General features: G+C 55.3%; 23 protein-coding genes. 11 read left to right on the top strand and 12 right to left on the bottom strand.

Annotated features, from left to right (window positions below; all coding sequences use genetic code 11):
• Window positions 1-141: 141 nt before the first annotated feature.
• Window positions 142-582 (bottom strand): hypothetical protein, encoded by a 441-nt coding sequence (locus tag KGFNPO_RS08545; protein ID WP_472634317.1) that lies wholly within the window; start codon window positions 580-582, stop codon window positions 142-144.
• 94 nt (window positions 583-676) lie between these two features.
• Here KGFNPO_RS08545 and xsc (KGFNPO_RS08540) point away from each other — a divergent pair, with 94 nt between their 5' ends.
• From xsc (KGFNPO_RS08540) to KGFNPO_RS08525, 4 genes are all read left to right on the top strand, one after another.
• Window positions 677-2,497, top strand: coding sequence for a sulfoacetaldehyde acetyltransferase (xsc, locus tag KGFNPO_RS08540; protein WP_472634306.1), 1,821 nt, complete (start codon window positions 677-679; stop codon window positions 2,495-2,497).
• Window positions 2,498-2,704: 207 nt separating this feature from the next.
• Window positions 2,705-3,709, top strand: coding sequence for a phosphate acetyltransferase (gene pta / locus KGFNPO_RS08535; protein ID WP_472634316.1), 1,005 nt, complete (start codon window positions 2,705-2,707; stop codon window positions 3,707-3,709).
• Between the two features lie 226 nt (window positions 3,710-3,935).
• Window positions 3,936-4,700, top strand: a complete 765-nt coding sequence (locus tag KGFNPO_RS08530) for a TSUP family transporter (RefSeq protein ID WP_472634315.1) — start codon at window positions 3,936-3,938, stop codon at window positions 4,698-4,700.
• Between the two features lie 681 nt (window positions 4,701-5,381).
• Window positions 5,382-6,329: a YeiH family protein gene (locus KGFNPO_RS08525; protein ID WP_472634314.1), complete on the top strand. Its 948-nt coding sequence runs from the start codon at window positions 5,382-5,384 to the stop codon at window positions 6,327-6,329.
• A 118-nt stretch (window positions 6,330-6,447) separates the two neighbouring features.
• Here the strand turns inward: KGFNPO_RS08525 and KGFNPO_RS08520 are convergent, their stop codons facing one another.
• The 10 genes from KGFNPO_RS08520 to xsc (KGFNPO_RS08475) all read right to left on the bottom strand — a co-directional run bounded on the left by KGFNPO_RS08520 (window position 6,448) and on the right by xsc (KGFNPO_RS08475) (window position 18,443).
• Window positions 6,448-8,097 (bottom strand): methyl-accepting chemotaxis protein, encoded by a 1,650-nt coding sequence (locus tag KGFNPO_RS08520; RefSeq protein ID WP_472634313.1) that lies wholly within the window; start codon window positions 8,095-8,097, stop codon window positions 6,448-6,450.
• Window positions 8,098-8,276: 179 nt separating this feature from the next.
• On the bottom strand, window positions 8,277-8,600 hold the full coding sequence (gene sorU / locus KGFNPO_RS08515; RefSeq protein WP_472634312.1) for a SorU family sulfite dehydrogenase c-type cytochrome subunit: 324 nt from the start codon (window positions 8,598-8,600) through the stop codon (window positions 8,277-8,279).
• A 17-nt stretch (window positions 8,601-8,617) separates the two neighbouring features.
• Window positions 8,618-9,847, bottom strand: a complete 1,230-nt coding sequence (sorT, locus tag KGFNPO_RS08510) for a SorT family sulfite dehydrogenase catalytic subunit (RefSeq protein WP_472634311.1) — start codon at window positions 9,845-9,847, stop codon at window positions 8,618-8,620.
• Entirely contained in the window at window positions 9,841-11,280 is a 1,440-nt protein-coding gene (locus tag KGFNPO_RS08505) for an amino acid permease (protein WP_472634310.1), read from the bottom strand. Before KGFNPO_RS08505 ends, sorT begins: the two co-directional genes overlap by 7 nt.
• A 220-nt stretch (window positions 11,281-11,500) precedes the next feature.
• Window positions 11,501-12,328 (bottom strand): ABC transporter permease subunit, encoded by an 828-nt coding sequence (locus KGFNPO_RS08500; protein WP_472634428.1) that lies wholly within the window; start codon window positions 12,326-12,328, stop codon window positions 11,501-11,503.
• Between the two features lie 31 nt (window positions 12,329-12,359).
• Window positions 12,360-13,175 (bottom strand): taurine ABC transporter ATP-binding protein, encoded by an 816-nt coding sequence (locus KGFNPO_RS08495; protein WP_472634309.1) that lies wholly within the window; start codon window positions 13,173-13,175, stop codon window positions 12,360-12,362.
• Window positions 13,176-13,261: 86 nt separating this feature from the next.
• A complete protein-coding gene (gene tauA / locus KGFNPO_RS08490; RefSeq protein WP_472634427.1) occupies window positions 13,262-14,281 on the bottom strand; it encodes a taurine ABC transporter substrate-binding protein in 1,020 nt (339 codons plus the stop codon).
• 132 nt (window positions 14,282-14,413) lie between these two features.
• Entirely contained in the window at window positions 14,414-15,853 is a 1,440-nt protein-coding gene (locus KGFNPO_RS08485; RefSeq protein ID WP_472634308.1) for an NAD(P)/FAD-dependent oxidoreductase, read from the bottom strand.
• A 37-nt stretch (window positions 15,854-15,890) separates the two neighbouring features.
• On the bottom strand, window positions 15,891-16,307 hold the full coding sequence (locus KGFNPO_RS08480; RefSeq protein WP_472634307.1) for a nuclear transport factor 2 family protein: 417 nt from the start codon (window positions 16,305-16,307) through the stop codon (window positions 15,891-15,893).
• 315 nt (window positions 16,308-16,622) lie between these two features.
• Window positions 16,623-18,443 carry a sulfoacetaldehyde acetyltransferase gene (gene xsc, locus KGFNPO_RS08475; protein ID WP_472634306.1) on the bottom strand — a complete coding sequence of 607 codons (1,821 nt, stop codon included), beginning with the start codon at window positions 18,441-18,443 and terminating at the stop codon, window positions 16,623-16,625.
• Between the two features lie 171 nt (window positions 18,444-18,614).
• Between xsc (KGFNPO_RS08475) and KGFNPO_RS08470 the strand changes: the two genes are divergently transcribed.
• The 3 genes from KGFNPO_RS08470 to KGFNPO_RS08460 all read left to right on the top strand — a co-directional run bounded on the left by KGFNPO_RS08470 (window position 18,615) and on the right by KGFNPO_RS08460 (window position 22,247).
• Window positions 18,615-19,427 carry an IclR family transcriptional regulator gene (locus KGFNPO_RS08470; protein ID WP_472634305.1) on the top strand — a complete coding sequence of 271 codons (813 nt, stop codon included), beginning with the start codon at window positions 18,615-18,617 and terminating at the stop codon, window positions 19,425-19,427.
• Window positions 19,428-19,545: 118 nt separating this feature from the next.
• A complete protein-coding gene (locus KGFNPO_RS08465) occupies window positions 19,546-20,529 on the top strand; it encodes an AAA family ATPase (RefSeq protein WP_472634304.1) in 984 nt (327 codons plus the stop codon).
• Window positions 20,526-22,247, top strand: a complete 1,722-nt coding sequence (locus KGFNPO_RS08460; protein ID WP_472634303.1) for a cobaltochelatase CobT-related protein — start codon at window positions 20,526-20,528, stop codon at window positions 22,245-22,247. Before KGFNPO_RS08465 ends, KGFNPO_RS08460 begins: the two co-directional genes overlap by 4 nt.
• On the opposite strand, the gene KGFNPO_RS08455 is transcribed toward KGFNPO_RS08460, so the two are convergent.
• Window positions 22,235-22,414, bottom strand: a complete 180-nt coding sequence (locus tag KGFNPO_RS08455) for a hypothetical protein (RefSeq protein ID WP_472634302.1) — start codon at window positions 22,412-22,414, stop codon at window positions 22,235-22,237. The two genes, KGFNPO_RS08460 and KGFNPO_RS08455, sit on opposite strands and share 13 nt — an antisense overlap.
• Before the next feature lie 488 nt (window positions 22,415-22,902).
• On the opposite strand from KGFNPO_RS08455, the gene KGFNPO_RS08450 reads away from it, so the two are divergent.
• The 4 genes from KGFNPO_RS08450 to KGFNPO_RS08435 all read left to right on the top strand — a co-directional run bounded on the left by KGFNPO_RS08450 (window position 22,903) and on the right by KGFNPO_RS08435 (window position 25,104).
• Window positions 22,903-23,250, top strand: coding sequence for a COG4315 family predicted lipoprotein (locus KGFNPO_RS08450; RefSeq protein ID WP_472634426.1), 348 nt, complete (start codon window positions 22,903-22,905; stop codon window positions 23,248-23,250).
• A gap of 62 nt (window positions 23,251-23,312) precedes the next feature.
• Window positions 23,313-23,819 carry an RNA polymerase sigma factor gene (locus tag KGFNPO_RS08445; protein ID WP_472634301.1) on the top strand — a complete coding sequence of 169 codons (507 nt, stop codon included), beginning with the start codon at window positions 23,313-23,315 and terminating at the stop codon, window positions 23,817-23,819.
• Entirely contained in the window at window positions 23,816-24,616 is an 801-nt protein-coding gene (locus tag KGFNPO_RS08440) for an anti-sigma factor family protein (protein WP_472634300.1), read from the top strand. Before KGFNPO_RS08445 ends, KGFNPO_RS08440 begins: the two co-directional genes overlap by 4 nt.
• Before the next feature lie 8 nt (window positions 24,617-24,624).
• Entirely contained in the window at window positions 24,625-25,104 is a 480-nt protein-coding gene (locus KGFNPO_RS08435; RefSeq protein ID WP_472634425.1) for a DUF305 domain-containing protein, read from the top strand.

The following is a 25,104-nucleotide window of genomic DNA, read 5'->3' as shown; positions in this document are numbered from 1 at the left end:
ACATGAAGAAAACCAACCAAACTGCGAACAGTATTTATACGATAGTCCGCTGACAGAAATCTCCCCTGTCGCTTGACAGAGTTGTCAGAGTTCTTGGAGAGTATGAGAGCCTGAGACCGTAAATCCGCACCCAGCCAAAAATTAGCTCGCTTTGCGTTCGCGAGAAATTTTGCTGTTACTGCTTGCAGATTGCCTTCCAATAATGCCGGCTTTTTGCTGGTGGCCACCAAGTTGCGCCTGGGGCGCGGCTACCTCAGATCGATGGCGTTCTGCACCTCGGTTGGAAGATGTGCGAACGGCGTCCAATTCTTTTGGATGTTTGACGACGGCGGTTCGTTCCCAATCGATTTCCAGCAGTGCCCTGGTTTCGATGGCCAGAAAACGTTCCTCAGCCAGTTGCGATGATGTTGTACGCAGGCAGTGGAAGATCGGATTGGCATGAGATGCGATATTTAGACACACAAGCCGATTTCCGACAAAAGTGCCAGCCCTTCCCCTTCTCCAAGGAAGTCGCATTTCATTATAATAATATTTCATTTTAAAACACAAATTGTACCGATATTTAGATAATTCATTTGACATTTGTAATGCGAGGTCTTAAATTGTGATTAATCTTAAATATTGGAACTTTAAGTACCGTTTTTAATAATGCAGATCTAACAGGAGACGAAATATTATGACCGATCACACCCCCCAGGCCAACCGCACCGTTACCGTTGGTCTACAGAAGATGACACCGTCCGAAGCGATGGTGGAAACACTGGTTGCCAACGGCGTGACCGACATGTTCGGCATCATGGGCTCGGCCTTCATGGATGCGATGGATATTTTTGCTCCTGCCGGCATTCGCTTAATTCCGGTGGTGCACGAGCAAGGCGGCGGTCACATGGCGGACGGCTACTCGCGCGTGTCCGGCCGCCACGGCGTGGTGATCGGCCAGAACGGCCCCGGCATCAGCAATTGCGTCACCGCGATTGCCGCGGCCTACTGGGCCCACAGCCCGGTGGTCATCATCACGCCGGAAACCGGCACCATGGGCATGGGCCTGGGCGGTTTCCAGGAAGCCAATCAGTTGCCGATGTTTGAAGAATTTACCAAATACCAGGGGCATGTGACCAATCCGGCCCGCATGGCCGAGTTTACCGGGCGCTGCTTTGACCGCGCGATGTCGGAAATGGGCCCGACCCAGTTGAATATTCCGCGTGATTATTTCTATGGTGAAATCAAGGCCGAGATTCCGCAACCGAGCCGTCTGGATCGCGGTCCTGGCGGCGAGAAGAGCCTCGACGAAGCGGCTGCGCTGCTGGCTGATGCCAAGTTCCCGGTCATCATTTCCGGCGGCGGCGTGGTGATGGGCGATGCAGTCGAAGAATGCAAGGCTTTAGCCGAGCGTCTGGGCGCACCGGTGGTCAACAGCTATCTGCACAACGATTCCTTTCCGGCCAGCCATCCATTGTGGGCCGGCCCGCTCGGTTACCAGGGTTCCAAGGCGGCGATGAAGCTGATCGCGCAGGCCGATGTGGTGATTGCGCTCGGTTCGCGCCTGGGACCTTTCGGTACTTTGCCGCAACACGGTATGGATTACTGGCCGAAGAATGCCAAGATCATCCAGATCGATGCCGATCACAAAATGCTGGGGCTGGTCAAGAAGATCTCAGTCGGTATTTGCGGCGACGCCAAGGCCGCTGCGATTGCGCTGACCCAGCGCCTGGCGGGCAAGACGCTGGCCTGCGACGCTACCCTTGCCGCACGGGCAGCGACGATCCAGGCCGAGAAGGCTGCCTGGGAGCAGGAGCTCGATGGCTGGAGCCACGAGAAGGATGCGTTCAGCCTGGACATGATCGAAGAGCAGAAACAGGAAAAAACCCCGTTCGGCGGCACGTACCTGCATCCGCGTCAGGTCTTGCGCGAACTGGAAAAGGCGATGCCGGAAGATGTGATGGTGTCGACCGATATCGGCAACATCAATTCGGTGGCCAACAGTTACTTGCGTTTCGAGAAGCCACGCAGCTTTTTTGCGGCAATGAGCTTTGGCAATTGCGGCTATGCGTTCCCGACTATTATCGGCGCCAAGGTGGCGGCGCCGCACCGTCCTGCGGTGTCGTATGCGGGTGACGGCGCCTGGGGCATGAGTCTGATGGAAACCATGACGTGCGTGCGCCACAACATTCCGGTAACAGCAGTGGTGTTCCATAACCGTCAGTGGGGTGCGGAGAAGAAGAATCAGGTGGATTTCTATAACCGCCGCTTTGTCGCTGGTGAACTCGATAACCAGAGCTTTGCCGGGATTGCGATAGCGATGGGGGCTGAGGGCATCGTGGTAGACAAGCTCGAAGATGTCGGCCCGGCGCTGAAGAAAGCGATCGACATGCAGATGCATCAGGGCAAAACCACCATCATCGAGATCATGTGCACCCGGGAACTGGGCGATCCGTTCCGCCGCGATGCACTCTCTAAACCTATCCGCTTGCTCGAAAAATACAAGGATTACGTCTGAGAACGTGCAGGCTGAAATGCACTAAGCAGTGACGCCTACTCCCCCATACCTCCTCATGGGGCTTTGATTGCCGGAGCCGAGGTGCACAGCGCACTGAGCAATTCCGGCAATTTTTTAAGTCGTGGCGGCACTGTCCACCCATTTTTGCTGCCGGATCGGACGTCTGCCAAGGCTGCCGTCCGGAAATACATTTAGGAGCACACACCCATGAAAGCACTTCATCGCATCATCGAGCAGGCGCATGCCGCTCCCCGGAAAATCGTGCTGTGCGAGGGAGACGACCCTCGCGTGCTGCTGGCGGCGGCACGCGCCAGCAAGGAAGCGATCGCCAAAATTACGATGGTGGGCGCGCGCACCAAGATCGATGCGCTTGCCGTTGAACAAGGGATCGATCTGAGCCTGGTCGAACTGCTCGATCCGGCCGATTCGCCCCACACCGAAGCTTTCGCCCAAGAACTGTTTGCCTTGCGTCAAGCCAAGGGCATGACTCTGGAGCAGGCACGGGCCAAGGTGCTGGACCCGCTGTGCTACGCCAATCTGATGGTACGCCTGGGCCATGCCGACGGCTCGGTTGCCGGTGCCGTTCGCACTACCGCTGACGTGGTGCGCAATGCGATCCAGATCATCGGCGTGCAACCGTCATTCAAGCTGGTTTCCAGCTTTTTCCTGATGATGTTGTGCGAACCATTCCATTCTCTCAAGGGCGGCCTGATTTTTTCCGATTGCGCGCTGGTGGTAGACCCGAATGCGGAAGAACTATCCGAGATTGCCATGGCTGCGGCCGATAGTGCGCGTCAACTGCTGATGGAGGAACCGCGGGTGGCAATGCTGTCGTTCTCGACCAGCGGCAGCGCCAGCCACGCCTCGGTCGAAAAGGTGACCGCAGCCGCCAGGCGGGTTAAGGAACTCCGCCCCGCACTGGCGATCGACGGCGACGTGCAACTCGATGCAGCGCTGGTGGCCGAAATCGCGCAGCGCAAGGTAAAGGGCTCGACCGTCAAGGGCAAAGCCAATGTACTGATTTTCCCGAATCTGGATGCCGGCAACATCGGCTACAAGATGGCCGAGCGGGTCGGCGGCGCGGTGGCGATTGGCCCTTTGCTGCAAGGCTTGCAGAAACCGGCCAACGACCTTTCGCGCGGCTGCAGCAGCGATGACATCTTTAACGTCATCGCGGTAACCGTGGTGCAGGCGCAAGCGGTCCGGAACTGACAAACCATTGATCCGGAACGAATGAAATTGGAACCGGCCCCCTCGCCTGCATAACGGTATTCGCTTGCAAGCGAATACCGTTATGCAGGCGAATCGCATGTCATCTGAAATCTCTGCTCCACCCCCGGTCCTCTCTCGGCGAAGAGGGAGAAGGCCACGATCCGGAAAATAAAACTCTTTCCGGATCGAATCAATAGAAGCAGCCGCCAGGCCATGCAGGATAGCAATGCACAGCGATATACTCATCCCTTTCCTGGCGGTCATTGCGATTGCCACCTATTTCCAGACCGTTACCGGATTTGGCCTGAGCATGATTGTGATGGGTGCCGCAAGCGGGCTGGATTTGATACCGATGGCTACGATAGCAGCGACCATCAGCTTTCTTTCGCTGATCAACTGTGCGGTCGCGCTGCCCGGCACGCTACACCATATCGACTGGCGCACCACCCGCATCGTGATCTACGGCATCGTGCCGTCGGTCATCGCGGGTGTGCTGCTACTGGACTATCTGGGCGAGTCCGCCTCCCATGTCCTCAAGCTGCTACTGGGACTAGTCATCATCTATGGCGGCATTAGCGTCGTCCTGAAAGTGGCGTCCAGCGCCCAGCCTCCGAGCAGCCGCAGCTTCTTTTTCAGCGGTTTTTTCAGCGGGCTGTTCTCCGGCATGTTCGGCATTGCCGGCCCGCCGCTGGTGTTTCAGTTCTATCGCCAGAAAATCGATCTGGCCAGCATCCGTTACAGTTTGATCTTCCTGTTTGCCATCACCGACAGTATCCGCACGTTCTTCGTCGCCAGCCAGGGCGGCCTGAACACGGAGATCCTGACTCTCAGCCTTGCCGCACTGCCGGCCGTGGCCTTGGCGACTCTGGCGGGCAAGCGCTATCCGCCGCCGTTGCAGCATCGCACCATGCGCCGCATCGCCTGCCTGGCACTGGTTGCGATCGGCTTGTCGCTGGCCGCATCGGCCGCGCAAAAACTGCTCCAGGTCTAGCCCCACGCACGCGGCGAGCCGATCACCGCCGCTTATGCGCGTGCGGGGTGCACCCTAAAAAATACTCCGAAAAATTTTTCTGATAAATATATACTATTACGTGTATTTTTAAAGTGCGCACATTATCATGCGGTAATGTAGTGATTATTTAATATACTCCGCAAAAATATAATATTATATTGGACAATATTTAACATTTCCGACTGCAGCAGCAGTGGCTATCTCGACCATATTTTGCATGCCAGTTTCAACCGGATGGCATTCGGCATCTACATTTTCCTTCGAAGCCATCATTAAATCAACGCTTTATCGGAACAAATTGTTTCGATAATCATTAAAATTCTATATCCAGCCAAATAACTGGTGTATTATTAAATATCGGTATGATTTGTATCGTTATTGATGAAATACGCTCAAACCTCAGACATGGAAATAATGCACGATGTTCTGGTTTCGACCGCAAAGCCGCGGTTCGATTGCCACTCCCATGGGGCTGCGGGTGTTTCCTGTTGTTAAATTTTTGCTCCTTAACCTGTAAGATCGATCCGGCTCACAGCATGAAAAAACATGCATGTTTGTCCGCTCGCCTTGTGAGTCTCTAAAATGCATATCCCTTATTTAGCTTCTGTGGTCTCCACTTGGCATCCCCATGCTGTCAGGCGCAACTGGCCTGGTGTGGCAGTGGCGATTGTCATTGCGCTATCGGCAACATTTATTTCCGCCAGTTACGGTGGCCCGCAATTGCTGTATGCGCTGTTCTTCGGCCTGGCATTTCATTTCCTGTCGCAGGAACCCACATGTCAGCCGGGCATTGATTTTTGCAGCAAAATACTGCTCAGAACAGGGGTTGCCTTGCTGGGCGTGCGCATCACCTTTGGACAAATAGCGTCAGTGGGCGTGACGCCGCTGGTAATCGTCGTCTGTGGATTGCTGGTGACGTTGGGGTTTGGTTATCTGCTGGCAAAATGGTTGAAACGGCCGGTAACCGAAGGTCTGTTGTCCGGCGGCTCGGTTGCCATTTGCGGTGCATCGGCGGCATTGGCAATTGCCGCTGTTTTACCGCAAAACAAGGAAAATGAAAAATTCACGCTGTTGACCGTGGTGGGCGTCACTACCCTGTCAACCCTGGCAATGATTGTCTACCCGCTACTGGTAAAACTTTTTGGACTCGATCCTACTGAAGCCGGGGTTTTCCTGGGCGGCACGATCCATGACGTGGCACAGGTGGTCGGCGCTGGTTACATGATATCGAACCACACCGGCGACGTAGCGACTTTCGTTAAACTGACCCGTGTTGCCTGTCTGGTGCCGGTGGTGCTGGGCCTGTCAATTGTCTTTAAGAGCAAGGATGGAAAGACCGAGCTGGATGCAGCGCCACTGGTGCCATTTTTCCTGATTGGCTTTGTCGGCTTGGTCATTACCAACAGTCTGGGGCTCATATCGCATGACGTTGGCGGCTGGCTCAACAATGCATCGCGCGCCTGTCTGGTAACTGCCATCGCAGCGCTCGGCGTAAAGACTTCGTTCCAATCGCTGGTGTCGCTGGGCTGGCGCCCGGTTGTCATGTTGGTGATGGAGACGGTATGGATTGCTGCGTTCGTGGCGATCGCTCTTATTGTCGCCAGATAATGAAAGCAGCATTCCGGTCTGGCCGCCAAGGCTGCGTGAGCAGGTGTCGATTTCCGCTTCGACACTACCCAGCCTGCTCTCTGAAGGCTCAAAATCAGGCTGATTGGGTCTGAACCGATCAGCTTGCTGCCAGCTTGGCAACATCCCTGAATCTGCTTGAAATCAAAGAGGTTTGCGCAGTTTGCATCAGCAGTGGCATTCCAGGTACATCGGCAGCCAGCTTGAAGACCGATACAGTTTGCAGCAGTCGTTCAGCCTGCTCCTGCATGCTCATCGCAGCCGCTGAAGCTTGCACCACCAGTTCTGCATTTTTTTGGGTCATTTCATCGATCTCTGCAACGACCCGATTGACCTCCTCGATGCCGCCGCTCTGCTTGCGGCTGGCCTGCGTGATATCGGCCATGATGGTGGTGACGCGCTCAATTGAACTGACGATTTCGTTCATAGTGTGACCTGCGGCATCCACCAGCTGATTGCCGACATCCACTTTCTGTACCGAGTCATCGATCAAAGATTTGATTTCCTTGGCAGCGGCAGCACTGCGCTGCGCCAGATTACGCACTTCGCTGGCCACCACCGCAAAACCGCGGCCCTGTTCACCGGCGCGCGCCGCTTCGACCGCCGCATTTAGCGCCAGAATATTGGTCTGAAATGCAATACCGTCGATGACGCCGATGATGTCGGCGATCTTGCGTGAACTTTCCTTGATCGCACCCATAGTTCCGACCACTTGCGACACCACTGCGCCGCCTTTGCCGGCGACCGTGGTTGCGGCGATCGCCAGCAGGTTTGCTTCATTCGCATTATCTGCATTATTCTTGACCGTGGCGGTAAGTTCCCCCATGGAGCTGGCAGTTTCCTCCAAGGCAGCTGCCTGTATTTCGGTGCGTGAGGAAAGGTCGGCATTACCATCGGAAATCTCTCTGGACGCCACTCCAATAGACTCGGTTCCCTGTCGCACATTACCTACGATATCGACCAGGCTTGCATTCATTTGACGCAATGCATCGAATAACTGGCCAATCTCGTCTTCGTTGCGATCGTCAATAGCGAATGTCAGGTCGCCGGTCGCAACTCCCTGCGCCGCCACCACGGCCTGGAGCAACGGTTGCGTAATGCTGCGCGTTATGAGCCATGCGCAAAACGCGCCAATAGCCAATCCAAGCCCGCCAAGCATGGTCAGAAAAATCACCATTTCACGATCGCCGGCAATTGAACTTTCCAAAAATGCATTCGATGCCTTTACCTGGATCTCCACCAGCTTGTTGATTTCATGCAGCGCTTTCTGATTCAGCGGATTGATCTGCTGCGCAAAGATTTTTGACACCGAACCGCTATCAAATGCCATCGCCTGCTCAACGGCACCGGAGATTGCTTGCTGAATCGGGGCCTCCAGCTGTTGGTCTATTTTTGCGATATCGGCAATGATTTCCTTTTCGGCCACGGTAAGCCCAAGTGCGATCAGCTTGCCTCGTGCCGCAGCATAGGCGCCTTGCTGGATTTTCTGGTAGGCGATTTCCTGGCGCATCGCAGCGACATCCGATTGCAGACCAATATTGCGAATCGCGATACCGCCTTCAAACAAACTATTCTTCATCGCAATAGCGAGGGCTTCCTTGTTTTTTGCGCTATTGAGACCACTGATAAGCGCCTCCTTGTTTTTGATGGTCAACATATTGCTCAAGCCAACCATAGCCACCAAAATCGCCAGCACGATGCCAAAACCGATCGTGAGTCGGGTACCGATATGTAGCCTACGCAGGTTCATGATGTCACCCTCCATTTTTTCATGCGGCTGATCGCCGTCAAATTATTGTGGTTTCCCGGATAACGTATAGATCCAGAAAAAAAATATTAGAACCTGAGCCCCCTCACCCAGAGGGAAAAACAACGGCCCGGAAAATCAAATTTTTTCCGGGCCGAATCAATACTGCCGCCGTAAATGCCCTATTTCCCGGCCCGGCTGGCCGCAGCCACGTATTGCGCCAGCAACTTGATCTGCGCCTCGCTCAGATTGGCGATGACGGGCATTTGCCCAATCCCGTTACGAATTGCTTTTTCGACCCGGCTTGCGTCAGGCTTCAGTTCATCCAGAATCGGGCCTATTTCGCCGGTGGCGCCAGCATGCTGCAGCGTATGGCAGACAGCGCACGCCGGCACTGCGGTTTGGGTGAATAGCTGCTTCCCTTCCACCATGATGTCTTGCGCCAGGGCCGCTGTGCCTGCCATGCCGAACAAAGCTGCCAGCAGTATCTTGAGGTGCTTATGCATTCGATTCACCTCCTAGGTTAAACCACGGTAATTTGCAGCGCATGGTCGCGCCAACTACTGTTGTTGTAGCCGCCGGTGTTCTCTACGCCGCGCTCCATCTGCTTGTTGCCTTGCGAGTCAATTGCGCGACTGGCGACGGTGTGTGCGCCTGCGGGTAAATTGACTGCCAGGACAAATTGACGCCATGCATAGCGCCCCAGATCAGGGCCGACAAAACGGGCTGCTTTCCAGGTCTGGCCGCCGTCCACGGAAACTTCCACCGTCTTGACCGCATTCATGCCGCCAAAGGCCACACCCTTGATTTGCGTTACTCCCGCAGCAATTGGTGCTTCATCCGGGCTGGGTGAATTGATCCACGACTTGACGGCCATTTCCCATACGGAAGGCTGGCTTGCATCGCCCTTCTGGCCGACTGGGGAAATGCGGTAGCCGGTCTTTTGGATTGCGGCGTCGGTTTGTTCGGCAGTAAACGCCAGCCGCTTGATGTACTTGATGTTATTCACACCAGTGTAGCCGGGCACGATCAGACGCAGCGGGCCACCGTGTGCCAGTGGAATCGGAATTCCATTCATTTCCCAGGCCAGCAGTGCATCGGCCATGGCAGCAACCGGTACCGAGCGCTCCACCATGACAGACTTTGGATCGAGACCTTCCGGAATTTTTTCTCCACCGGTGCTGGTCATGTAAGGAGTGCCGTCGAGTTTCCCGCCCAACGCTTCGATCACGGTACGCACCGGAACGCCGCTCCATACCACGCAGCCTGCCGCACCAACTTTCCAGCCTGTGCCGCTGGGTTTATTGGGAAATAATCCGCGACCGTTGCCCGAACATTGCAGCACCATTGCAGTAGTTTCCAGGCCCAGGCCCTTAAGCTCCTTGACGGTGAACTTGCGCGGGGTCTTGACTCCTTCGATGCTCACCTCCCAGCCATCGCGGTCGGCCACGATGGAGGCGTCCGGCGCTGGCAGATTGTTGCGGATGTAGAGTTGCTCGCTAGGCGTAATGACGCTGGTGCCAAATGCGCTGCGCTTGGTTTCCAGCGTGCTGGAGGTATGCACGATCATCGCATTCGGGTCTTTCCATGCCACATAAGCCGGTAGCGGCTTGGCCGCCGGGGCAGCAACCGCCTGCGCCAATGCAGTTTTGCTGAATCCGCCAAGGCCGGCCGCTGCTACTGCGGCAGCGCCACCTGCCAACAGGTTGCGGCGTTGTGGATTGCTCGGGTTCTGTAATAATTTCTTTAGCATTGCTGTCTCCTCGTTAAACATTTTTCATCGCTGGAAAAGGCCGTTTTTTTATTCTTGGAAAACGATTGCTTGACAAAATATAGCACCACCAACAAGACCAAACTGGCCAGGCCGAACCAGAGCGACAGGCGCTGTTCAGGATCGGGTGAAAAGCCCATTGCAGCCAGGATGACCAGCATGGTGACAATCGCGAAATAAGTAAGGTAGGGAAAGAGCCACATGCGCACCTTGATGCGCTCGGGATGCTCACGCTCCAGACGGGCGCGAATGCGCAACTGGGAGATCGCAATTAACAGGTAGACAAACAAAATAAACGTGCCGTATGAATTGACGATGAATGGGAACACCACATCTGCCGACACGTATGACACCCCGATCGCCGCATAGGCAAACAAGGTGCTAAACAGAATGGCACGTACCGGCACGCCATTCTTGCTCAGCTTCACCAAAGCGGTCGGCGCATCACCACGGCGGGTCAATGCAAAAATCATGCGGGATGATGCATACAGGCTGGAATTCAGTGCAGATAAAACAGCAGTCACAATGATCGCGTTCATGATGTGTGCAGCGTAGGGAATCCCCATGCCCTCCAGTGCGCTAACGAATGGCGTCGCAATGTCAGACGAGTTCCAGGGCACAATGCACACCACAAAAAACAGGGAACCCACATAAAACAACAGCACGCGTGAAATAACCGAATTGGTGGCACGGGCAACGGCCTTGGCCGGATCAGCGGTTTCCGCGGCAGCGATGGTAACGATTTCGGCGCCGGAATAAAATGCGGTAGCCGCAACGGCGCCGCTGAGCACTGGCCCCCAACCGTTCGGCATGAAGCCGCCATGGGTCAGAAAGTGTCCCAGGCTTGCGGGTGTGTGGTGCAATATGCCGGCCAAAAACAAGCCACCCAAAGCCAGGAAAATAATAATCGCGACAACTTTAATGGAAGCGAACCAGAATTCAAACTCACCAAATGATTTCACGGAAAACATATTCAGCAAGGTCATCGAGACCAGCAAAACCAAACTTATGATCCATGGTGCAACATCGGGCAGCCAGAAATTGATCAGTTTGGCGCCGGCAATCGCCTCCAGCGCAACCACCACGACCCAAAAATACCAGTACATCCAGCCGCTCATGAAACCGAGAAACTGGGAAACCTTGGGCCGGTCCTCGAACGCAAGTCGCGCATACTCGTAAAAGGAGCCGACAGCGGGCAGCGATGATGCCATCTCTCCCAGCATGCGCATGATCAAAACAATCAAGCCACCGGTCAAAAGAAAGGACAGGATGACCGCCGGCCCGGCAGATTTTGCAACTACGCCGCTACCGACAAACAAGCCGGCGCCAATCACCCCGCCCAACGCAATCATCGTCATGTGGCGTTGCTTTAGTGTGTGCTGCAAACCACAGGAGTTATCTAATTCATTAATCATTTCAGTCTCGTCTCTATAGCTTATGGGCTTGTTTTTTATTTTTACCCATTGATTTATTTGTGTGCTGCAATTTTTGAGAGGAGCGATAGGCGCACTCTCACCCGTCCCCATTTCAGCTGACAAGGGGCCAGGTCACAACGCTTCCAACAGAAAATATTCAGGCAGGCCGGAAGGGCTATCCGTGAAATTGAATCTATCCGGATAACCCTTCTGCGCAGTTTTAGACTTTGCCTTTCCAGGGCACCAGGACGACTTCAAGATAGCGCATCAGGAGATCGAAAATGAAGGCGAAAAAGCCGATCACAATAATTCCCATGATGACGACGTCACTGGCCAGGAATTCCGATGCGCTCAACACCATGTAGCCCAGACCGCTGGTAGCTGCGACCATTTCACTGGCAACCAGGGTAGTCCAGCCGACACCGATGCCGATTCGCATCCCGGTAAAAATTTCGGGTATGGCCGCTTTCAGAATGACTTGCGTAATGACTTGAATCCGAGTCGCACCCATCGAGTAAGCAGCATGAATCTGCTCAATCGACACCGAACGAACGCCGGAGCGCGCAGCGATTGCCAGCGGAGCAAAAATCGCCAGAAAAATCAGATATACCTTGGAGAATTCGCCAATCCCGAACCAGATGATGACCAGTGGCAAATAGGCCAATGGCGGTAAAGGACGGTAAAACTCGATCGGTGGATCGAACAGGCCGCGCGCAACCCGACTGACGCCCATCAGGATACCAATCGGGATCGCAAAAACACACGCCAGAGCAAATGCGCCAAACACGCGCGACAGACTGATGGTGGTATGTTCAAGCAGGGTCGAGCCGCCAAATCCTACTGTGGCCACCAGAATGAACTTATCGAATACCGCTTTGGGAGAGGGTAAAAACAGCGGCCTTACCAGACCGGTTGCGGTTACCGCAAACCACAGCAAAAACAGCGTAATGACGGTCATTGTTGCAATGGTTTTAGCACTCCCCTGTCCGGGGGCTCCAAAAGCTTCACCCGGCTTTGCTGCCTTTTGAGTGAACAGATTGGCCAACATGCCCTTCTGCTTTGCCTTGCTAAATTTTTGATTAGACATGACCGCCTCCTGTCGCATGGGATGAGCCACGCTCATCGCCGTAGATGATGTTCAACACGGTTTCCCGCATTTGGATGAAATCCGGGCTGGACTTGATGGCGCGCGCATCGCGACACTCAAGAAAGCGTTTGTTGAAATCAAGCTCGTAGGTATGGGTAATGCGGCCGGGACGCGGCGACATCACGATCAAGCGATTTGCCAGGAACAATGCCTCGTCTACGCTGTGCGTAATGAAGAAAAACATGGTCTTGGTTTTTTTCCAGATGTCGAGCAACAATTCCTGAATCGTCTCACGCGTGAGCGCATCCAGCGCTGCCATTGGCTCATCCATCAACAACATCGCCGGACCGCATGTCAAGGCGCGTGCGATACCAACCCGCTGCTGCATGCCGCCGGAGAGTTGATAAATCATGTTGTCATGAAAATCCTGCAAGCCGACCAGCGCCAGGTTCTTGGCAGCGACTTCACGCCGTTTTTGTTTCGGCACGCCTTGTAATTTAAGGCCGAACTCGGCGTTCTCGATCACGTTCAACCAGGGCAGCAGTGCGTGCTTCTGGAAAACCACACCACGGTCGGCCCCCGGCCCCTCCACCTTGCGGCCGCCCAGCAGCATTTCACCTTGTGAAGGAGAAATGAAGCCAGCCATCAAGCTCAATAACGTCGTTTTGCCGCAACCGGATGCGCCCAGTGCCACCACGAAGTCACCGCTATTTATTGTCAGGTTGATATTATCAAGTGCATGGACTCGCTCTTTTGCGGTCTTGCCCGGATAAATGACGCTGACGTTTTTTACGTACAAATTTTCCATGATCTTCCCTTGTATCTTTATCAGCAACTACGAACTGGGCCGATCCTCAACTGAAGACGGCACAATCCGCGGCAGTGGCGCTTACGTCACTTCAATTTCATTGCTGCTTCCGCATACTTCGGAGTCACATATTTGCCATAATCTGGCGCAACGACGTCGATTTTCCCCTCGCTCTTCAAAAATTCAGCTGTCGCTTTCAGTGCTTTCGCAACACCGCCGTTAGCGCCGCCGCCCAGCCAGGATGCCGAAGCTTGTTCCTGAATACTTGGATAGCCGTACAAGGCAACAGAGGCAGCGACATCCTTGGCTTCAGCGCCGGTCAGTTTGACATTCGCCTTGACTTGTTTTGAATCGATGGTCCAGGCTGCCGGATTGCTCTTGTAATTGGCATCGGCAGCTGCCGTGATCTTGACAAACTTCGCCATGAAATCCGCATTTGCCTCAGCCCATTTGCGGTCTACTGCTACGCCGTCGAATGTAGCTTTGCCTTTCTTGCTGAGTTCTCCGGAGGTAACCATCACCTTGCCGCTCTGCTTCAACTTGCTCAGCGCAGGGTCCCAGACATAAGCCGCATCGATGTCGCCACGCTCCCAGGCCGCCGAAATCTGGTTCGGTTGCAAGTTCAGCAGTTTCACTTCGCTCGGCTTGATACCCGACAGTTCGAGAAAGAACATGGTGTGAAAGTGCGTGGTGGATGCAAAAGGAACACCGATTTTCTTGCCCTTCAGGTCGGCCGGTTTGTTGATTCCAGCGCCATTACGAACCAGCAAGGCCTCGGCTTCGTTAATATCGTCCAGCACCCAGAACAATTGCACGTCAACACCGCGGCTGACCGCCGCAGCTAACGGACTGGAACCAATGACGGCGACTTGCACATCGCCTGATGCCAGACCTGTAGCCACTTTTGCGCCAGAATCGAATTTGCGCCAGTTGATCTTGTAGCCGGTAGCCTTCTCGATGTCACCGCTATCTATCACAGAAAGAAAAGGGCCATTAATGGGCTGATAGGCAATAGTGACCTCTTTCTGTTGCGCCCATGTACCGCTTGCAGCAGTCATGATGCCCAGCACTAAAGTCGAGCCCGCTACACGTTTGATTGTGCTTATATAGTTAGTCATTTCGTCTCCATCTAGTTGTTATACAAATGTTATGCAGATAAATTATTTGTCAGCTTATGCCACTAGTTTTTATTTTTAAGCTTCAGTCCGACTGCGGTTGGCCGGAGAGCCTTAATACAATTACTGAGCCTCGTCTTTCAGGTGATACCAGCGATACAGGAGGCTCTGTCCCAGACGACGAAACGGAGCAAAAGCTTGTGACTCGACCATTTCCAGCACATTAGGGAAAGGCAACTTGGAATCGAAAATAGGCAACTCCGGAACCCCCTTGTCGCCAGCGATGCACTGCGCCATGCGGCGTCCGGCTTGCGCCGAGTACATCACGCCGTTACCGCCGTAGCCAAGTGCGTAATAGATCGTTTGCTTGGGATCAGGTTGCACGATGCGCGGCATCATGTCGTGACTCACATCAACCCAGCCCCACCAGGAATAATCAATCTGGATTCCTGTCAGTGCCGGAAACTTGCGATGCAGGTCGCCAATCAATAGATTTTCGTATTTCTTTTGCGGTGCATCGGTGCCGGTGATAGCGCTGCGGCTGCCGATCTGCACCCGCCCGTCAGGCATCAGACGATAGTAATGCCGCAGCACGCGGGTATCGGTGATCACTTGCGTAGTACGAAAATTGCAGGCTTCCCGCTCGGCTTCGGTGAGCGGCCGGGTGACGATGGAATTCGACAGGATCGGCAACAGGCGATTCTTGAGCTGCGGATGCAAGCCTTGCGAGGTATAACCGCCAGTGGCAACAGCCACCGCACGGGCCCGCACCATGCCGCCGGGAGTCTTGAGATAGTGCACCCCATTGCGAGTTTCCCAACTTATTACCGGACTGGATGGATGCACCTTGGCGCCCAGCGCACGGGCTTTCCTGAGGTAGCCGAACGCCAGCTTGCCGGCATGAATGCCGATACCTTCCGGCTCGTGCATTGCACCCATCGCCTCTTTGTCATCGACATACTCGCGCTTGACGGTATCCGCGTCGAGAATGCGCGCATCGTACTTAAAGACTTCGCGCAGCAACTTAGCCTCTTTTTCCAGTGCCGGCATGACTCGTGCGCGGTGCGCTATATATAAGTGACCACCGGGCTGCGGATCGCAATCGATATCCTTGATCAGTCCTTTGAAAGTCTCCATGGCGTCGCACATTTCCGCATGCAGCTTCAGCGCGGTGTCCAGTCCGTAGCGCTGAATCCACTGCGAACGCTTGAGACGTCCCGAGTTGCACTGGGCCTGTCCGCCATTACGCGTACTGCAACCCCAACTGACCCGGTTGGCCTCCAGCACGGTAGCTTTGATCCCATGCTCCTGCGCGAGGAAGATCGCGCAGCTCAGGCCAGTGAAGCCAGATCCTATGATGGCAATATCGACATCAATATCATGCGTGATAGGACCATCGTCCGGTGGCGGCTCGCCGGCGGTGCCTATCCAGTAAGTCGGCGCATATTCCCGCCCTTGCCCGGGACTATCGGAAGCCAGCGGGTCGTACGCCGGGTCATACGGTTTCGATGGGGAGGTACTGTTGCCGCAATCCGGCAGCCGTTTGTCGACAGTTATATCCATGATCGGTCCTCAATTCAGTCGCGATGGTTATATGGACTCAGCTGCCAATCTTGGCGACTGGAGGGCGATCTTTGCGGAAAGCGTTTTTCACACTAATCTTGCCGTCGCGGAAAGTGAAAATATCCACCATGCGCGCTTCGATCCGGGTGCCGTCGGCCTTGGTCCCGCTGAAGGTGCATTCGGATACGCCGCGATCGCCACAGATAAAATGGCTGGCATCAAGCCAGGCTGCGTCAGGGAAAGTCTGCCAGGCAAGCTGGAAACCAGCGCGCACTGCCTCGCGTCCCTCGAAACTCTTGCCTAACAATTCAGGTCCGGCCGCAGCGTGGAATGTACAATCCTCCGCCATGAAATCCATCAGCGCATCAATATCGTGATGATTCCAGGCTGCACCGAAAGCCTGAAGAAACTCCTTTGTCACGGCATTCCTAGCTTGGTGTTGTTGATTACTCATGTTCTTGTCTCCGAAATTAAATATTTGCAAAAATGGTACTTTATATTCTGAAATTTGATATTTATATAAATTTAGTACTATAAGCAGGCCATGTCAATAAAATGTCTCACAAAACGGTATGTTTTATATTTTTTTTCGAGATGCATTGTTGTTGCATCCATCAAATATAGCCATATACCTAAGATCCATCCTGGAACTGCAACCACCAGAACGCAATATGCGGTGGATCAAGAGCCTGCAAGCTTGACAACAATCATTGCAAGGCCCTTTTTTCTGTCATCAAATTTCAGCACGCACTATTCAGCCTGCACGTTCTCAGACGTAATCCTTGTATTTTTCGAGCAAGCGGATAGGTTTAGAGAGTGCATCGCGGCGGAACGGATCGCCCAGTTCCCGGGTGCACATGATCTCGATGATGGTGGTTTTGCCCTGATGCATCTGCATGTCGATCGCTTTCTTCAGCGCCGGGCCGACATCTTCGAGCTTGTCTACCACGATGCCCTCAGCCCCCATCGCTATCGCAATCCCGGCAAAGCTCTGGTTATCGAGTTCACCAGCGACAAAGCGGCGGTTATAGAAATCCACCTGATTCTTCTTCTCCGCACCCCACTGACGGTTATGGAACACCACTGCTGTTACCGGAATGTTGTGGCGCACGCACGTCATGGTTTCCATCAGACTCATGCCCCAGGCGCCGTCACCCGCATACGACACCGCAGGACGGTGCGGCGCCGCCACCTTGGCGCCGATAATAGTCGGGAACGCATAGCCGCAATTGCCAAAGCTCATTGCCGCAAAAAAGCTGCGTGGCTTCTCGAAACGCAAGTAACTGTTGGCCACCGAATTGATGTTGCCGATATCGGTCGACACCATCACATCTTCCGGCATCGCCTTTTCCAGTTCGCGCAAGACCTGACGCGGATGCAGGTACGTGCCGCCGAACGGGGTTTTTTCCTGTTTCTGCTCTTCGATCATGTCCAGGCTGAACGCATCCTTCTCGTGGCTCCAGCCATCGAGCTCCTGCTCCCAGGCAGCCTTCTCGGCCTGGATCGTCGCTGCCCGTGCGGCAAGGGTAGCGTCGCAGGCCAGCGTCTTGCCCGCCAGGCGCTGGGTCAGCGCAATCGCAGCGGCCTTGGCGTCGCCGCAAATACCGACTGAGATCTTCTTGACCAGCCCCAGCATTTTGTGATCGGCATCGATCTGGATGATCTTGGCATTCTTCGGCCAGTAATCCATACCGTGTTGCGGCAAAGTACCGAAAGGTCCCAGGCGCGAACCGAGCGCAATCACCACATCGGCCTGCGCGATCAGCTTCATCGCCGCCTTGGAACCCTGGTAACCGAGCGGGCCGGCCCACAATGGATGGCTGGCCGGAAAGGAATCGTTGTGCAGATAGCTGTTGACCACCGGTGCGCCCAGACGCTCGGCTAAAGCCTTGCATTCTTCGACTGCATCGCCCATCACCACGCCGCCGCCGGAAATGATGACCGGGAACTTGGCATCAGCCAGCAGCGCAGCCGCTTCGTCGAGGCTCTTCTCGCCGCCAGGACCGCGATCCAGACGGCTCGGTTGCGGAATCTCGGCCTTGATTTCACCATAGAAATAATCACGCGGAATATTCAACTGGGTCGGGCCCATTTCCGACATCGCGCGGTCAAAGCAGCGCCCGGTAAACTCGGCCATGCGGGCCGGATTGGTCACATGCCCCTGGTATTTGGTAAATTCTTCAAACATCGGCAACTGATTGGCTTCCTGGAAACCGCCCAGGCCCATGCCCATGGTGCCGGTTTCCGGCGTGATGATGACCACCGGGCTGTGGGCCCAGTAGGCCGCGGCAATCGCGGTGACGCAATTGCTGATGCCGGGGCCGTTCTGGCCGATCACCACGCCGTGGCGGCCGGACACGCGCGAGTAGCCGTCCGCCATGTGACCGCCGCCTTGCTCGTGCACCACCGGAATTAAGCGAATGCCGGCAGGAGCAAAAATATCCATCGCATCCATGAAGGCCGAGCCCATGATGCCGAACATGTCGGTCACGCCGTTGGCAACCAGTGTTTCCACCATCGCTTCGGACGGTGTCATCTTCTGTAGACCAACGGTAACGGTGCGGTTGGCCTGGGGGGTGTGATCGGTCATAATATTTCGTCTCCTGTTAGATCTGCATTATTAAAAACGGTACTTAAAGTTCCAATATTTAAGATTAATCACAATTTAAGACCTCGCATTACAAATGTCAAATGAATTATCTAAATATCGGTACAATTTGTGTTTTAAAATGAAATTTAACTATAATTGGATATTATGAATATGATCCCCGCACGAAAACCGGAGCATGAAAAGATTGAAGGCGATACGCCGACAATGCGATTGTTCTCGCTACTGGAAGTGATCGCTGAAAAGGATCAATCCTTTTCCCTCCAGGGAATGGTCGAGGAAACCGGCTTGCCCAAGCCGACTGTGCATCGGATGCTGCAACAACTGGAGAGCGTCGGTGTGCTCCAGCGCGAAGGTGACGGCCGCCATTACAGCACTGGCGTGCGCCTGCGCCGTTTGGCGTCGAACTTACTAATTAACAACACTTACCATGGCGCGCGACGCGTTGTCCTGCGTCAACTGGTGGAAGAAGTCGGCGAAAGCTGCAATCTGACCGCATTCACCGGTAGTGAAGTGGTGTATCTGGACCGGATGGAGACGGCCGCGCCATTACGATTCTATTTACAGCCCGGTTCCCGGGTGCCAGCCTATTGCTCATCGAGTGGCAAGCTATTTCTGGCCCAGATGAGTCCGGCGCAACGACGACGTCTGCTGGCGCATATGCCGCTAACTAAGTACACCAGCAAAACGGAAGACGATCCAGTCAGACTGGAACTGGAACTGGACACTGTACGGCGCAACGGCTATGCGATCGATGACGAGGAATTTCTGCCTGGCCTGCTGTGCGTGGCGGTCCTGGTTCCCTCCCCGGCCGGCCGCTCCAATCTGGCAGTCGCCATACAAGCCCCGATCATGCGCCTGACGCATGAAAAGGCATTGCATTTCCTACCTGCATTGCAGCGGGCAGCGCAAGCGCTGGCAGCGATTGAAGCCGATACCGCGCCGCCATCGGACCCCAAACCATAAACCAAAAGAGACAGGATCAAGACGTGCTGACACTCCCCCATTCGCCCACTCGCTGCACGCACGCCTTGCCAGTGTTGCGCAAGCCAGAGCGCACCTTGCTTCTCGACGGGAGCCTGCCGTGACGGATCTGACGCATCTGAAACCGGATCACATGGTGTCGATTCGGGCGCTATTCGGCATCGACTCAGATCTGATGGTCCCGGCATTTCGTGAGCGCGACGATCATGTGCCGGATATCGACGACGCGTATCGCTTCAATAGCGATGTCACCCTGGCAATTCTGGCCGGTTTCACACGCAATCGCCGGGTGATGGTGCAGGGACTGCACGGAACCGGCAAATCGACGCACATCGAACAGGTTGCCGCACGCCTGAACTGGCCGTGTGTCAGGGTCAATCTGGACGGGCATATCAGTCGCCTCGACCTAGTCGGGAAAGACACCATCGTAGTCCGTGAAGAAAAGCAGATTACCGAGTTCCAGGAAGGCATCGTGCCGTGGGCGCTGCAACGTCCGATGGCGCTGATTTTTGATGAATACGACGCCGGTCGGCCCGACGTGATGTTCGTCATCCAGCGCATCCTGGAACGCGACGGCAAATTCACTCTGCTCGACCAGAACAGAGTGATCCATCCGCATCCTTATTTCCGGCTCTTTGCCACCGCCAATACCGTCGGCCTGGGCAATCTGAATGGCATGTACCACGGCACCCAAGTGCTGAACCACGCCCAGATCGATCGCTGGAATATCGTCGCATCGCTGAACTACTTGCCGGCCGCCGAAGAAGTCGCCATCGTGCAGGCGCGCGTGCCGGCTCTGACGAATGAAGCGGGACACAAACTGGTCGCATCGATGGTAGCGGTGGCCGAATTGACCCGCAAAGGTTTTGCTGCCGGCGATCTGTCGTGTCTGATGTCGCCCCGGACCGTGATCACCTGGGCCGAGAATTGCGAGATATTCCCCGATACCGCGCTGGCCTTCCGGCTCTCGTTTCTCAACAAGTGCGATGAGGCCGAGCGAGCGCTTGTCGCCGAGTACTATCAACGCTGCTTCGGCCAGGAATTAACGGAATCGCACCAGAACGAACTCCAGGGCGCAGTGTGAGCCTGCCGCAGGACCGGGCGCGCCAGCAACAGAAAATCGAAGACCTGTGCGCGGCCATCATTCGCGCATTGAGCGGCCAGTCTGACATTCATTATCGTGGGCAACGCCTGCATAAAGGACAACGACCGCTCCCGGTGCATGCGCCACACCTGCAACCCGACCCGGAACAGGACGATTTTTCGTCGTTCCGGGGCAGCGCAGACAGCATCGCGTTGCGCCTGCTGCACAGCGACCCGGCGCTACATCGCCGGCTCTGCCCGGTCGATCCGGTCGAACGACTGGTGTTCGAATTGCTGGAGCAGTTGCGGGTCGAAACCATGGTGCCCGAAACCATGCCGGGCATGACGCAGAACCTGCGCCATCGATTTTCTGCCTGGTCGCATGCCTTCCATCAGTCCGGCCTGACCGAGAGCAGTTCCGGCATCCTGCTGTACACCGTGTTCCAAATCTGCTGGTCGCGCCTGACCGGCCAACCGGTGCTCGAAAGAACAGAAGACTTAATCGAGAGCACCCGTGCCGCGATCGCACCGATGTTGGGCAAGGATCTGCTGGGCATACGCCGCAACTGCGGCGATCAATCGGCCTATGCGCAGCACGCGCTGGCGATCGCCGCCATGGTCGGTGAAATGCTCCGTGCTGCCGGCACCGAGCAGGACGCCAATCAAAAACCCAATCAGAAGGAAGACCTCAAGTCTGCATTCAGACTGCTGCTGCAATTCGACAGCGACGAAACTGACACCATGGCCGTGGCGGCTAGCGGCCAAAGCAAGGTGCTGGAGGATGCCCAGCACGGTTATGCGATTTTTTCGACCCAATACGACAGGCAGGCGGAAGCCGGCTCGCTGGTGCGCAAGGCGCTGCTGCGGGAATACCGCGAACGCATCGATCATCGCATTGCCGAACTGGGCATCAACATCCCGCGCCTGGCGCGCCAGTTGATGAAGTTGCTGGCTCTGCCGCAACGCGACGGCTGGTCGTTCGGCGAAGAAGAAGGCACTATCGATGGCCGCCGTCTGGCCCAACTCATCACGTCACCGGCCGAGCGTCGCCTGTTTCGTCAGGAACAACACAAGCCCGATGCCGACTGCCTGGTCAGCTTTCTGGTCGACTGCTCCGGCTCGATGAAAACCCACGCAGAATCGATCACCATCCTGATCGATGTTCTGGTGCGTGCGCTGGAACAGGCCGGCGTCAGTAGCGAAGTGCTGGGCTTTACCACCGGCGCCTGGAACGGCGGCCGGGTCCGGCGCGACTGGATGCGTGCCGGATCTCCCAAAAATCCGGGACGACTGAATGAACTGCTTCACATGGTATTCAAGGGTGCAGAGCAGACATGGCGACGGGCCCGGCCCGATATTACCGCGCTGCTGAAAGCCGACCTGTATCGCGAGGGCATCGACGGCGAGGCGGTCGAATGGGCCTGCCGACGCTTGCAGCTGCGCAACGAAAAAAGACGGATTCTTGTGGTCATTTCCGACGGCTGCCCGATGGATAGCGCCACCAACCTGGCAAATGACGAGTTCTATCTTGCCCATCATCTAAAACAAGTGGTGGCCCGTCAGGAACTGCGGGGCGAGGTGGAAATTTGCGGATTAGGCGTTGGCCTCGATCTCAGCACCTACTACCGTCGCAGCCTGGCAACCGATCTTCCGCACTCGCTCAACAATGCGCTGCTCTTTGAAGTCGCGCAATTGATCGGCGCGCCTCATCGGCAATAGGGCGGCAACACTGCTCTATATTGGCTCCATTGGGCGTCCATATATGTTGCACGGATAGCCAGAAGACGAGTTGACAGCGTGACGAACGCTGGTGCCGCATCGCACGGATCGTCGGCCAGATAGATGCTGCTGATCGCCGCCTTCGATTGCGCCAGGATATCAATCATTAAAAGTAACTATTCAGCCTGCACCAAGAAACTTCCAAACCGAAGTGGTTTTTTGTAGGAGCGCACCCGGGCGCGAAAGCAGTCGCCAGACTGCAGCCGTTGATCGCGCCCGGGTGCGCTCTTACAACATCGTACCATTCCGCTCTTAATTGCCTTGCCGGCTGAATAGTTGCCATTAAAATATACACATTACTGTATTTTACAGATCGCTTTAAATATATGCGGAAAGTGCCATGTTATATAACATACCCCCGCTATTTACATTACGCGCCGCACCCCGCCAGCGGCGACGATGGCGATGCAGCCGATCTGCTCCAGCATCCTGGCCGAGATTGATGCGACAACACCCCGGAAAATAATATTTTAAATTAAATGGAATAAAGCGCTGCAATCCACGTTTACCTATATGTAAGCCCACTGACTTAAGCCCTCTTAACCTCATTTACGGAATGATCATCATGAAAAAAACTCTTTTCGCTGTACCGGCCATGGCCGTAATCGTATTAATCTCCGGCGTCGCATTCGGCCAAACTGCGCCGGCAATGAAATCAGACGGCATTCTGGTCAATGCAGCCGGCATGACGCTATACACGTTCGACAAGGACGTGGTAGGCAGCGGTAAAAGCAGCTGTAACGGTCCATGCGCTGCGATCTGGCCGGCCGTGCCCGCTTCAAATGCACAAACTACTGCTTCGTACTCGGTTGTTACGCGGGACGATGGCGCAACGCAGCTTTCCTACAATGGCAAGCCACTTTACCTGTATGCAGCCGACAAGAAGCCGGGTGACCGTGCCGGTGACAATTTCAAGAATGTGTGGCATGTGGTCAAGGATTGAGCACAGGTGTTTTTCGCAGCGCGATATAAACTTGCTTGATTGATTGATGCTTGGAGTCTTCCATGCAAGATGCCCATACCAACCTGCTTGCCTGCATTCCCCGCCTGCGCCGCTATGCCCGTGCGCTGGTGGGGGACCGCGCCAGCGCTGACGACCTGGTGCAGGACACCATGGAGCGTGGCTGGAACAAGTTATCGTCATGGCAACAAGGCAGTGACATGCGTGCCTGGCTGTTCGGCATCATGCACAACCTGCATGTGGACCAGATTCGAAAGCCGTCGGTGCCGACCGAAGTATTGGACGACGACACCCCGATACCTTTTGTCAACGCCGCTCAAACGGATGGACTGGAAATACGCGATATGGAATCCGCACTGCGTCTGCTGCCGGCCGAGCAGCGTGAAATTCTGCTCTTGATTGCGTTGGAAGAAATGACGTATGAGGAAGTGGCGTTTACCTTGCGTCTCCCGATAGGAACAGTCATGTCGCGCCTTTCCCGCGCGCGCGAAAAACTGCGAGCTTTAATGGAAGGACGCACTGTGGTATCGCCATTAAAGGTGGTCAAATGAATACCTTGCCTGTTACTGAAGCGGATTTGCATGCCTATGTCGACGGTGTGCTGCCGGCGTTCCGACGCGCCGAGATCGAAGCTTATTTGGCATCCCGGCCAGACGAGTCGGAACGACTGCATGCCTATCGCGCTCAAAACGATGCGCTGCGTGCGCTGTTTAACCCGGTACTGGATGAACCGGTCCCAAGCCGCCTGTCCAGCGTGCAACGCCAGCATTCGTGGATGCTGCAGCGCTTTGCCGCAGGTCTGGCCATTGCTGTCGTCAGCGGCAGCGCTGGATGGCTACTGCATGGACCAGGTGGAGGCGATGAACAACTCGCCCGGAACGCAGTTTCGATTCCTGCCCCAATCCAAAGAGTGGCTGGCCTGGCGCATCAGGCGGCAATCGCCCATGTTGTCTACAGCCCGGATGTGCGACGCCCTGTCGAAATCGGTGCCGACCAAGAAGATCAACTGGTGGCCTGGCTATCGAAACGGATCGGCAGCCAGATCCGGCCGCCCAAACTGGGCAAGCTCGGTTATGAATTGATTGGCGGGCGTCTGTTGCCCGGTGAAAGCGGCCCAGTCGCGCAGTTCATGTATCACGACGCGACCGGTCAGCGCCTGACCCTGTATGTCTCGACCGAACAGGCGCAAAACAAGGGCAGCGGTTTTCGATTTGCGCAGGAGGGCCCGGTGAACGTCTTTTACTGGATCGACGGTAAATTCGGTTATGCGCTTTCCGCAGGCATTAACAAAGGCGAGCTGTCCCGCATTGCTATGGCCGTGTACGAACAGCTGGAAAAACCATCATGAACAAAGCAATGCAAACTTCAGCAACGCAGGCTTGGCGGAATCGCCTGGGCATATTGAGTGCGGCATTGTTGCTGGACGCCATCGTCGCGCCTGCCGGCGCGCAGGAAATGCATCGCCATCACGCTGCCGCAGCGGAGCAATCGCCGCCGTCTTTCATCGCCAGTAGCGCGAAACCTTTTTCGGTCCTGATGGATGACGCGATGGCCGTGATGGACCACGGCATGAAGCGCGCGACGATGAATGGCATTCCCGAACACGATTTCGTCACCATGATGATTCCGCATCATCAGGGCGCGATAGACATGGCTAAGGCGCTCCTGCTCAGCACCAAAGACCCCGAATTGAAAAATCTGGCGCAGGGCATCCTGGCTGAGCAGCAAAATGAAATCAAGCTGATGCAGGTCTGGCTTGAGCGTTATCAAGCCAGGCCTGCACGCGCCCCTGATACTTCCCAATCATCAAACCAACGCATCAAGAAGAAAAACTGA

The sequence above is a fragment of the Gelidimonas diazotrophica genome (assembly GCF_055694025.1).
The sequence above is the reverse complement of the archived record's forward strand: the minus strand, read 5'-3'. Positions and strand labels throughout refer to the sequence as shown.

Coding starts and splice junctions, on each gene's coding strand:
- KGFNPO_RS08545 (WP_472634317.1), bottom strand. CDS start 582: ATGTCAAATGAATTATCTAAATATCGGTACAATTTGTGTTTTAAAATG.
- KGFNPO_RS08480 (WP_472634307.1), bottom strand. CDS start 16,307: ATGAGTAATCAACAACACCAAGCTAGGAATGCCGTGACAAAGGAGTTT.
- KGFNPO_RS08440 (WP_472634300.1), top strand. CDS start 23,816: ATGAATACCTTGCCTGTTACTGAAGCGGATTTGCATGCCTATGTCGAC.
- xsc (WP_472634306.1), bottom strand. CDS start 18,443: ATGACCGATCACACCCCCCAGGCCAACCGCACCGTTACCGTTGGTCTA.
- KGFNPO_RS08495 (WP_472634309.1), bottom strand. CDS start 13,175: ATGGAAAATTTGTACGTAAAAAACGTCAGCGTCATTTATCCGGGCAAG.
- KGFNPO_RS08435 (WP_472634425.1), top strand. CDS start 24,625: ATGCAAACTTCAGCAACGCAGGCTTGGCGGAATCGCCTGGGCATATTG.
- KGFNPO_RS08455 (WP_472634302.1), bottom strand. CDS start 22,414: ATGATTGATATCCTGGCGCAATCGAAGGCGGCGATCAGCAGCATCTAT.
- KGFNPO_RS08470 (WP_472634305.1), top strand. CDS start 18,615: ATGATCCCCGCACGAAAACCGGAGCATGAAAAGATTGAAGGCGATACG.
- KGFNPO_RS08520 (WP_472634313.1), bottom strand. CDS start 8,097: ATGAACCTGCGTAGGCTACATATCGGTACCCGACTCACGATCGGTTTT.
- KGFNPO_RS08450 (WP_472634426.1), top strand. CDS start 22,903: ATGGCCGTAATCGTATTAATCTCCGGCGTCGCATTCGGCCAAACTGCG.
- KGFNPO_RS08485 (WP_472634308.1), bottom strand. CDS start 15,853: ATGGATATAACTGTCGACAAACGGCTGCCGGATTGCGGCAACAGTACC.
- KGFNPO_RS08505 (WP_472634310.1), bottom strand. CDS start 11,280: ATGATTAATGAATTAGATAACTCCTGTGGTTTGCAGCACACACTAAAG.
- sorU (WP_472634312.1), bottom strand. CDS start 8,600: ATGCATAAGCACCTCAAGATACTGCTGGCAGCTTTGTTCGGCATGGCA.
- KGFNPO_RS08530 (WP_472634315.1), top strand. CDS start 3,936: ATGCACAGCGATATACTCATCCCTTTCCTGGCGGTCATTGCGATTGCC.
- KGFNPO_RS08500 (WP_472634428.1), bottom strand. CDS start 12,328: ATGTTGGCCAATCTGTTCACTCAAAAGGCAGCAAAGCCGGGTGAAGCT.
- xsc (WP_472634306.1), top strand. CDS start 677: ATGACCGATCACACCCCCCAGGCCAACCGCACCGTTACCGTTGGTCTA.
- KGFNPO_RS08445 (WP_472634301.1), top strand. CDS start 23,313: ATGCAAGATGCCCATACCAACCTGCTTGCCTGCATTCCCCGCCTGCGC.
- pta (WP_472634316.1), top strand. CDS start 2,705: ATGAAAGCACTTCATCGCATCATCGAGCAGGCGCATGCCGCTCCCCGG.
- sorT (WP_472634311.1), bottom strand. CDS start 9,847: ATGCTAAAGAAATTATTACAGAACCCGAGCAATCCACAACGCCGCAAC.